The sequence below is a fragment of the Segatella copri genome, assembly GCF_002224675.1.
Taxonomy (GTDB): Bacteria; Bacteroidota; Bacteroidia; order Bacteroidales; family Bacteroidaceae; genus Prevotella; species Prevotella copri_U.
Genome location: NZ_NMPZ01000001.1, coordinates 433334 through 442809, shown reverse-complemented (window position 1 = coordinate 442809; position 9476 = coordinate 433334). Strand labels below are relative to the sequence as shown.

Here is a 9476-nt window from a genome sequence, read left to right as displayed (position 1 = left end):
GTGAACCGTTTTATGCAGCGCTTCCTGGAGTCACCCTTCTAGCTATATAGGTTGCGCGACTGGACTTTAAAGTCCTCACGGATTGGTGTCCTTTCGGAAAATACGAAAAATGTATTTTCCGAAAGGATTTTTTTCCCCTTTTTTTTCTCCGTATTTTCTGTTGTGTTATGCGGCATTAGGCGTGTTTTAGGCGGATAATGTCTTTCGGAAAATGAATTATCCGACAATATCCGATAGCCTCACACTCGAATTCTCTTTATATCTTTGCAGCGTCAAAAACAATTATTGTAATGATGGAGAATTCAAAACTTCAGTTGCAGGTGGATTCGCAGAAGAAACCAGCAACCCAGCCACAGGTGGCAACTCAGACTGGAAATCAAAAAGAGGTTGCTGACAATATGAACAATGAAGATGTGCCGCAGCCAGATCTCAATCCCCTGATACGTGACAAGGATTATCCGGCTGGAGTGAGAGAATGGATGATGACGGCCCCTGCTGAACTCAAGTTTGCCACCTTGGCTGTAGCCAGTGCCATGCTTGCTGTGTATGCCACCCGTCTGCGTCTGAATTATGTTTACGACAATTCGCTTTCTGCCATCTTGCTGCATGTTCTGGTATGTGGAGAACAGAGCTCGGGAAAGTCGTTTGCCAGATATTTGATGACGTATTTGATGGCTCCTCTGCAGAAGCGTGATGCAGAACAGAGAAGTGTAGAACAGAAGTACGCAGAACTGAAACGAAGACAGGGTAAAAAGGATGGTAAACTGCCTCCGGAGCCAAAGACAGACATAACGCTGTTACACGAGAATCTGTCTCTTTCTATGCTTATCAAGCGAGCCGATGCTCCTGTCAAACTGTATGGATGTCCAAAAACATTATTTCAGTTTGCTGATGAGATTGGTGCTATCGTGCAGGCCAGCAAGCGACAGTTTTCTGATATCAAGCAAATCAACAAGACAGGATATGACCTGGGTTCTCTCTTTGGCCAGGATTATCTGAGTGAAACTAGTTATTCGGCTGTGGTTGATTTGATGTTGTGCTATGTATATACAGGTACTCCGGCTGCTATCAATCGATATATGGACAAAGCTGCCATTGAGGGAGGAAGTGTGACTCGAACTATCCTTTGTAATATAGAAAATCGGTTAGGTGATAATCCGCTGATGTTCAAGACTCTGAGTGCAGAACAAATTGAAAGTCTGGATAATATACTGGAAAAGCTGATGCAGGGCTGTTATGAGGAGGATGGTAAAAAAATATCTGAGGAGCGACTTCTTGATACGCAATGGCTTGATTCCACTGTACAGCGTTGGTGTGAGTTGCAGCGTAAAAGAGTGTTGAAGACGATGTCTAAGGCTTTGGATGTTTTTTACAAAAGAAGTAGTGTTAGTGCCTTCCGTATAGCTTCATTGATGCAATATCTATACCAGCTTGAGGGTGTCAAGGAAGAACAGGAGATACATAAATTGGTAAAGCAAATTTATCTGGCTTGCGCTGATAGAATTCTGCAGAATATGTTGGGAAAATGGGGACATGTTTTTGAGGAAATCAATGCTGAGTCGGAGTTGGTTCCATATAAGACCAACAATTGGTTTGATGAGTTACCACAGCAGTTTTCGCGTGATTTCCTGGCGGAATATCTGAAGCGTAATGACTTGAAGACTCCAGTAAAAAACTTTATCTGTAATTGGACTCGTAAGGGCTGGATCAAGAAAATAGAAAAAAATGTGTATTCTAAAACAGGTAAGGAAAATAAGAAAAAACAAAGAAACAATGATCGATAAATACAATATTCAAAAACTTCGCGAGCTTGACATCTTGCAGGTGGCTGATCTTCTGGGCATGGGGCTCCGCAACAAGCGAGCCCTCTGCATCCACCATGATGATCATCATCCGAGCCTCGCCTTCAATGTAAAGAAGAACACCTGCCACTGCTATAGCTGCGGATTCTCTGCCGATACCATCGCACTGGTGAGAGAGCGGCTGAACCTGGGATTCAGCGAGGCATGCCGCTGGCTGGCTGATCATTTTGATGTGTATATCGCCGATGACAGGTATGGGAATTCAGCTAAGTATGGGAATTCTGCCCGATATGCAGATAAATGTGCTGATAAGAAAGTACTTACGGCATCAGACAGAAGAATGGCTTCCCTGAGAGCGCATTTTGCAGAAACCCATGTTTCGCATGGGCATATTGCCTCATCATCCGTAGATGTGGAGTTTTATCAGCAGATGTTCCGGCAGATGCATCTATCTGAATCGGGGCAGAGATTCCTCTTCGAGGAGCGATTGCTTAGCTCGGAGGCTTTGAAGGTCTGCCAGATAGTGAGCACGGAGCAAAGCGTATGCATGGCGAGAGTGGGGCGTGGAGTGTTTGACGGACCATCGCTCATCTTTCCCTATTTCGACCAGGAGGGAAGACTGGTTTCCGTGCAGAGCCGCTATCTGGGAAAGAAGAAGTCTGAGTCATCTTTCGATATGGAAAAGGTATCTATTGATGAAGTAAAGCCGAAGGAGATTCCCCGATTCAAGTTTGCACCAGGCAGTCATCGCATGATATATGGGCTCGACCGATTGAAGGATTATCCTCCTGATGAACCGCTGCTCATCACCGAGGGTCCCTCTGATTGCTGGACGGCATTGACCCTTGGCATTCATGCCATAGCCATCCCCAGTGCCACGCTTTTCGACCGCCGTTTTCAAGGGCTTCTTGCCGGAAGAAATCTTCACATCTTCCCAGATCAGGACGAAGCAGGATTGAGTCTTTACTTTGAGCTGAAGAAAGCATTTCCAAGGTTGGTTTACCATCAACTGCCCGAAGGTTGCAAGGATTTGAGTGAGTATTATCTCAAGCTCCGTCGTAGTGAAGGGATGACGCTGGAGGAGACGAAAACCAAGGTTCAGAGCAGCGTAAGTGTCTGATAATTATGCTTTTGTTATTATGTTTATTAATTTGCTTTTTAATTTAATTTTAGGTAGATATGGAAATTTATGTGAATCGTCTATTGCGTGAGCGTGGCACCATCATGGGCACACTCAAAGTTGTGAAAGAAGTTGCTGGCGAAGGGATTGAGCTGGTGAAGGTATGTGGCACCGTAGAGCGTGAGGCAGATTGTCTTCCGGCAGGTAAGTATCGTGTGCGCATTGGCAAGTGCAAGCGTCTCAACCGCAAGATGCCGTATCTGGTTCCGGTGGATGATGCTTCCGCCAAGTCGGTTGCGATGATTCAGCCGGGCAACGGTCCGTTTACGATGAGCCGTGGCAGCATCCTGGTGGGCGAGGTCCATGCCCCCGGCTATGTATTGAAGAGCCAGTCGCTTTTCACCACCCTCTACGAGCGCATCAAGAAGGCGGTGTGGCGAGGCAACGAAGTGACGCTGGAGATTAAGGAGGTGTAGGCAGGAGAAGGATGCTTTTGTTATGATACAGTAAGTATTGTAGTAGAATAGCTGATGATATTGTAAAAGAAAAAGCAGCTGTTGCGGTAAGAGGCAACAACTGCTTTTCTATGGTCCACCTTCTTGTTTTCTGGACCACCTTTCTGGACCACCGTCAAGCGTCCTGCCGGATTTGCAATCCGGCATAAAAAATGTTCGACCATTTAGGGCATTGCGGATTTGCAATCCGCCTCACCTGGATGACAAAAAAGGATTTGCAATCTTGCTTGCTGCGGATTGCAAATCCGCAGGTCTTAAAGAGGTTGGGGCATTTTTAGACGATGGATTGCAAATCCGTCGGAACGAAAGATGGCTGGCTTTGTATTTTACAAAGACTCATCCACTTCTTTCCAATCTATCAAACCCTTGCCTGTTTCATCGAGTTCCACTGCCAGGGCGATGACCTTGCGCTTGTCGGCCTTGAAGGGCTCGGTGTAACTCTTTTCCTTCATCTGGTTCTCGGCTGCAGAAATGCCGCCATTGTTAGATAGCTTCAGCTCCAGCACATAGATGAAGTTGGTGGTTTCTATCACCATATCAATTCTGCCCGTAGCAATCATCTTTTCTACTTCCACACGGCAGCCGATGGCATTGAAAATTGTACTCAGAATCAGACGGTAACGCTCCTCCATGTCCATGCTGGCAAGCTTCTTGTTGCTGTAGGGCACATCCGCAATGAGCGCCTTCAGGTATTTCATAGCTTCGGGAAGATTGCCAAGCTGAAGGGCAAGAAACAGACCAGATTGGGTAGATTGTATATCACCATTACTTCGCAAGGTAAGTGCCGGTAACACTGTTTCATAAAGTGCTTGCCTTACCTCAGAATTAGGAAATCCTAAAATATAAACTCCCATCTGGTAATCCTTAATGGTAAGATAACCAGACTGATAGAGGAACAGTTCTGCTCCTCCGCCTGTGACATCCGATGTCTCTATGGTTTGGCGAAGAATGGTGCACGGATCAAAATTACCCAATTTGAGTTCCATGTCATCCACAAACTTAGGCAACAGAGAGGTTGCACCCGATGAAGCCCAGTAGTTCTTCAGATCTGAATCTGCCAAGGCATTGATGAGACTGAACGGATTGAATACATCCACCATATTGCGGCGACTGAAATGATAGCCGTCATAATATGCCGTCAGTTGTGCTACAGCTTCATCGAATGTCCAGTCTTCGTATTCTGCCAATTTGTTGATTTCAGGCTTGAAATCGCGCAGCACCTCTTCTTTCGTAATACCACAGATGGCTGCATATTCCGGCTCAAAGCTGATGTTGCTCAGATTATTGAGCACAGAGAAGAGAGAGATTTGCGTAAATTTGGTAATGCCGGTGATGAAGACAAACTTCTCGTATTTATCCTGAGATTTTAATACGGCAAATACTTCTCTATAAATAGCGGTACATGCTTCGTGCTGGGGAGTCTTCCAGGAATGCTGCAATGGAGAGTCGTATTCGTCGATGAGAATGGCAACCTGTAAACCTGTTTTGTTATAAGCAGTTTTTATAATTTCTATCAGACGAGTTGCTAAGAGAGAGTTACCCCTCGATTCTATCTCATATAAAGATTCATATTCTTGAAAGGTATAGTCCAGATAACCTTTCAGGCTTTCCTGTTCTGCGCCAGCCTGGCTCATATCGAGCCTGATAACAGGGTGCTTCACCCATTCCGTCTCCATCTGCATAATCTTCAAACCCTCGAAGAGTTCCTTCTTTCCCTCGAAGTAAGCCTGGAGTGTATCCACGAGAATCGACTTACCGAAGCGGCGTGGGCGGCTCAGGTAATTATACGTTTTATTTCTGTTGGCAAGTTGCCAGATAATATCTGTCTTGTCAACATACAGGTATCCTTCTTTTCTTATTTTTTCAAAAGACTGGATACCTACTGGCAATCTTCTATCGTTCATTTCTGTCATAATCTAATCTCCTATGTTTTCAGGATGGCTTTTTGTGCGCTATCCATCTTTCTGCAAATTCTTTCTGCAAAGATACGATGAATATTTTGATTTCGCAAGAAAAAATGGGGGATAATATAAAAAAGGTGGCGAATCTTTTTGCTATCTCTGATTTTTGCAGTATCTATTACTGTAATAATGATAAAGAAAGCCAGCCTTTTCGCAGGAGAAGGCTGGCTTTGTTAGTTTTTATATGGGAAGATGATTCGCATAATCCTTTAAATTTCAGTGTTCTCTGCCATTTTCTTTCAGATTTTCTTGCGGTTTCCAATCTTTCTTCGTAACTTTGCATCATCTTTATATAAGAATCGTGGAACTTTAAAAACGAAAGAAATATGGAGGAAAAGAAATATCATATTGAGGAATCGGAGATAGCAGGGGATAAGGTCTGTGAGCCATCGCCTGCCTGTCGTTCTATGGCATCATCAGTATCATCCGAATTATGGGATGAGGCTTACGACACTGATTCCTATCCTATGGGGCGCTCGCTGGAGCAGGTGATGGAGCATTGCGCAGAAATAGACAAGCACTTGGATGACCCGAACTATGGAATGTCGTGGGAGGAATTTAATGCTCATTTACGTAAAACGATTCCAGGATGGTTGTAAGACAGGATGAGGTCTTCATGCAGGAATTTCAGAAATGTCTTGTTTTTGCATTAGAAGAGTTTGGAAAGAAGACGGTTGGGAGATGGCAAGAGCAGATATCTCGTATCATGCATCGGTTGAAAATGATGCCTGAGAGTTATCCGTTTGTGCCTGAACTGCAGAAATGGAGAAAGTATCGTGGTGCCATCATCATGAAGAACTTCAAGATTATCTATTTTTATAATGAAAAGGAAGATATCCTCTGGCTGGTGGATCTCTGGGATTTGCGCCAAGACCCTCGTAAGCTGAACATGCGAGCCAGGAGGATAGAAAGAAAGGATTATCATTAGTCTTCATGATAAACAAAAGAACCCGCCAGGTGTCCCAACGGATTTTGAATCCGGTAGGACACCTGGCGGAATGTTTGTTTGGAGTTGTATTTTACAAAGACTCATCCACTTCTTTCCAATCTATCAATCCCTTGCCTGTTTCATCGAGTTCCACTGCCAGGGCGATGACCTTGCGCTTGTCGGCCTTGAAGGGCTCGGTGTAGCTCTTTTCCTTTATCTGGCTCTCGGCAGCAGAAATGCCGCCATTGTTCGATAGCTTCAGCTCCAGGACGTAGATGAAGGATGGAACCTCCACAATCATATCAATTCTGCCAGTGGCTAGCATCCTTTCTACTTCCACCCTAAAGCCCAAGGCTCTGAATATCGTGCTCATTATCAGCCGGTAACGCTCCTCCATATCCATGCTCGCCATTTTCTTGTTGCTGTATGGAACATCGGCGATTAGAGCCTTTAATGCCTTCTTGGCTTCAGCGGTATTGCCGTCCTGCATCATTTTTCTGAGGAAGCTCTGCGCAGAAACCACTTCCGAATTCGACTTCATGGTCAAGGCTGGAACCACTACCTGGTATAATGCCTTGCGAACTTCAAAGTTAGGGAAGCCCAGGATGTAAACGCCATCGTCGTAACCCTTGATGGTGAGATAACCCGACTGATAGAGGAAGAGTTCGGCTCCGCCATTCACCACATCCGATGTTTCCAGGGTGTCGCGCTCGATGAAGCAATGGTCAAAATATTCCATCTTCATCTCCATGTCATCCACGAACTTTGGCAATAGGGAAGTGGCGCCTGATGAAGCCCAGTAATTTCTCAATTCCCCATCATCCAGGGCATTGATGAGGCTGAACGGATTGAAAATATCCACCATATTTTTGCGGCAGAAATGATATCCGTCGTAATAGGCCGTGAGCTGCTTCAGCGTCTCCTCCGGAGTCCATCCGTTTTCTTCTCCCATCGCCTCAATCTCAGGCATGAAGTTGTCGGCTACTTCCTGTTTCGAGATACCGCAGATGGTGGCGTATGGTGCATCAAAACTGATGTTGCTCAGATTATTGAGAACAGAGAAGAGAGAAATCTGAGTGAACTTGGTGATGCCCGTGATGAAGACGAAACGCTCGTGTTCGTCCTCTTTTTTCAAGACGGCAAACACGGACTTGTAGATGGCTGTGCAGGCATCATGCTGAGGAGTCTTCCAGGAATGCTGCAATGGAGAATCATACTCATCGATGAGGATAACCGCCTGTTTTCCTGTCTTCTGAAACATCGTTTCGATGATGTTCTTGAAACGTACGGCAAGGGAAGCCTCCGGGCGCACCGCAACTTCATACTTCTGTTCAAGTTTATAGAAGGCGTCATCGAGATAGGAGTTGAGTTCTTCGGGGGTAGCTCCTCCGCAACTCATGTCGAGTCGAATTACGGGATAGCAGGTCCATTCTTTCTCCAGCTCCATCACCTTCAATCCTTCGAAGAGTTCCTTTTTTCCCTCGAAGTATGCCTGGAGTGTATCCACGAGAATCGACTTGCCAAAGCGGCGTGGGCGGCTCAGGTAATTATACGTTTTATTTCTGTTGGCAAGTTGCCAGATAATATCTGTCTTGTCAACATATAGGTATCCTTCCTTTCTAATTTTCTCAAAAGACTGGATACCTACCGGCAATCTTCTTTCGTTCATTTTTGTATCTGTCATAATCTGGTCTCCTATGTTTTCAGGATAGCTTTTTGCGAGCCATCCACCTTTCTGCAAATTCTTTCTGCAAAGATACGACGAATATTTTGATTTCGCAAGAAAAAATGGGGGATAATATAAAAAAGGTGGCGAATCTTTATTTCTTCGCCAGCCATCTGCGCACTGGCAGGTCGTAGAACTTCAGACAGAGCCAGGCGGCTGCTATCGAAACCGCACAGGTGATGAGCGCCTCGGGCCAGGTTTCACCAAGCGTGAAGAGCTGCTTCTCGATGAGCCACGAATAGAAGTAATACATAAACGGATAGTGTACGATGTAGAGCGGGAAGGAGATGTCGCCCAGGAACGTGCAGACGCGGGTACTGAAACGGTCGGTTGTTGTTCCGCTCGCTCCCAGCCATACTATCGCCGGAAAAATCAGAATGATGCACACTGCTTCGAAAACACCATTCAGCATGATGCCATTCTCCATGATGCCATCAGCGCTGCCCACACTACTGCCGCCAACCATACTCTCTATATAAGGTACGTGGAAGAGCAGGAGAAGAATGATGGAACTGATCCAGAACGCACCCTTTACCTTGAACTGGATGCGATGGAAAACACGGGACAGCAGCATTCCTATCGTAAACGGACAGAGCATGCGCAGAAGTCCACCCCAGAAGTTGAGACCATCGAGCGTCCAGCCCACACCAAACATGCCGTAGCCGCAAACATCCGTAGCCGTGAACCAAAGCAGCAGGATGGATAGGATTCCGGCGAGAATAGCCAGAGCCCTGGTGGAGAACCTCCGGATGAAAAGGGCATAGAGGATGTTGCCGATGTACTCGAAGAAGAGCGACCAGGCGGGGCCGTTGAGCGGAAACATTTCGCCATTGCCTCTTACCTCGTATCCGCCACCTGGCAGGGCGGGAATCATCAGCATGCCGCAGAGCAGGGCTATCATCATCGCCGGTACCGAAGCCGGTGTGCCGTTCCAGGTTACTGCCCCCTGAAGGATGAACATCACGAGTCCTATCAAGGCACCCATCACTACCATCGGATGCAGGCGGATGAGGCGGCGCTTGAAGAATTTTCCCAGTGTCAATGTCTTTCCCCAACGGTCATCGTATGCATAGCCGATGACGAAACCGGAAAGGATGAAGAAGAAGTCAACCGCCAGATAGCCGTGGTTGATTTCCTGGATGATGGCTGAGCCGGATGCAAACTGGTAGCCTTCGAACACATGATACCACACCACGAGCAATGCTGCCACGCCTCGCAATCCGTCGAGCAGGGCATAATGGGGTTTGGTATCTGCAAAATGAGTTGCTGATTGTTGTAAGTTAGTCATAAATTATGATTGTTAATATTATTATGATGATGATGATTTATTTGATTTCTTATTTCCTATATTTTGATTTCGACTGCAAATATACAAAATATTTTTCGTTTTACTTTTATTCTTGCCGTAAAAAAAGAAAAATGCT

General features: G+C 45.8%; 9 protein-coding genes. 6 read left to right on the top strand and 3 right to left on the bottom strand.

Translation table 11 applies throughout. The features are described 5' to 3' along the window. Window positions 1-290 precede the first annotated feature (290 nt). The 3 genes from CFT61_RS02045 to CFT61_RS02035 are packed head-to-tail and all read left to right on the top strand — an operon-like array spanning window position 291 to window position 3398. Window positions 291-1784: a DUF3987 domain-containing protein gene (locus CFT61_RS02045; RefSeq protein ID WP_089542793.1), complete on the top strand. Its 1494-nt coding sequence runs from the start codon at window positions 291-293 to the stop codon at window positions 1782-1784. Further along, complete coding sequence (locus tag CFT61_RS02040; protein ID WP_176425468.1) at window positions 1774-2922, top strand: CHC2 zinc finger domain-containing protein; 1149 nt, start codon at window positions 1774-1776, stop codon at window positions 2920-2922. The genes CFT61_RS02045 and CFT61_RS02040 overlap by 11 nt, the downstream gene beginning before the upstream one ends. A 59-nt stretch (window positions 2923-2981) precedes the next feature. Further along, window positions 2982-3398 (top strand): DUF5675 family protein, encoded by a 417-nt coding sequence (locus CFT61_RS02035; RefSeq protein WP_089542791.1) that lies wholly within the window; start codon window positions 2982-2984, stop codon window positions 3396-3398. A gap of 365 nt (window positions 3399-3763) precedes the next feature. On the opposite strand, the gene CFT61_RS02030 is transcribed toward CFT61_RS02035, so the two are convergent. Then, a complete protein-coding gene (locus CFT61_RS02030; RefSeq protein ID WP_089542790.1) occupies window positions 3764-5350 on the bottom strand; it encodes an ATP-binding protein in 1587 nt (528 codons plus the stop codon). Between the two features lie 77 nt (window positions 5351-5427). On the opposite strand from CFT61_RS02030, the gene CFT61_RS02025 reads away from it, so the two are divergent. The 3 genes from CFT61_RS02025 to CFT61_RS02015 are packed head-to-tail and all read left to right on the top strand — an operon-like array spanning window position 5428 to window position 6326. Then, window positions 5428-5673, top strand: coding sequence for a hypothetical protein (locus CFT61_RS02025; protein WP_089542789.1), 246 nt, complete (start codon window positions 5428-5430; stop codon window positions 5671-5673). 51 nt (window positions 5674-5724) lie between these two features. Then, window positions 5725-5997, top strand: a complete 273-nt coding sequence (locus CFT61_RS02020) for a hypothetical protein (protein ID WP_089542788.1) — start codon at window positions 5725-5727, stop codon at window positions 5995-5997. Beyond that, window positions 5988-6326, top strand: a complete 339-nt coding sequence (locus CFT61_RS02015) for a hypothetical protein (RefSeq protein WP_089542787.1) — start codon at window positions 5988-5990, stop codon at window positions 6324-6326. Before CFT61_RS02020 ends, CFT61_RS02015 begins: the two co-directional genes overlap by 10 nt. A 91-nt stretch (window positions 6327-6417) precedes the next feature. On the opposite strand, the gene CFT61_RS02010 is transcribed toward CFT61_RS02015, so the two are convergent. Then, window positions 6418-8010 carry an ATP-binding protein gene (locus tag CFT61_RS02010; protein WP_089542824.1) on the bottom strand — a complete coding sequence of 531 codons (1593 nt, stop codon included), beginning with the start codon at window positions 8008-8010 and terminating at the stop codon, window positions 6418-6420. Window positions 8011-8146: 136 nt separating this feature from the next. After that, a complete protein-coding gene (locus tag CFT61_RS02005) occupies window positions 8147-9340 on the bottom strand; it encodes an acyltransferase family protein (RefSeq protein WP_089542786.1) in 1194 nt (397 codons plus the stop codon). Window positions 9341-9476 lie beyond the last annotated feature (136 nt).

Coding starts and splice junctions, on each gene's coding strand:
- CFT61_RS02045 (WP_089542793.1), top strand. CDS start 291: ATGATGGAGAATTCAAAACTTCAGTTGCAGGTGGATTCGCAGAAGAAA.
- CFT61_RS02040 (WP_176425468.1), top strand. CDS start 1,774: ATGATCGATAAATACAATATTCAAAAACTTCGCGAGCTTGACATCTTG.
- CFT61_RS02035 (WP_089542791.1), top strand. CDS start 2,982: ATGGAAATTTATGTGAATCGTCTATTGCGTGAGCGTGGCACCATCATG.
- CFT61_RS02030 (WP_089542790.1), bottom strand. CDS start 5,350: ATGACAGAAATGAACGATAGAAGATTGCCAGTAGGTATCCAGTCTTTT.
- CFT61_RS02025 (WP_089542789.1), top strand. CDS start 5,428: ATGAATATTTTGATTTCGCAAGAAAAAATGGGGGATAATATAAAAAAG.
- CFT61_RS02020 (WP_089542788.1), top strand. CDS start 5,725: ATGGAGGAAAAGAAATATCATATTGAGGAATCGGAGATAGCAGGGGAT.
- CFT61_RS02015 (WP_089542787.1), top strand. CDS start 5,988: ATGGTTGTAAGACAGGATGAGGTCTTCATGCAGGAATTTCAGAAATGT.
- CFT61_RS02010 (WP_089542824.1), bottom strand. CDS start 8,010: ATGACAGATACAAAAATGAACGAAAGAAGATTGCCGGTAGGTATCCAG.
- CFT61_RS02005 (WP_089542786.1), bottom strand. CDS start 9,340: ATGACTAACTTACAACAATCAGCAACTCATTTTGCAGATACCAAACCC.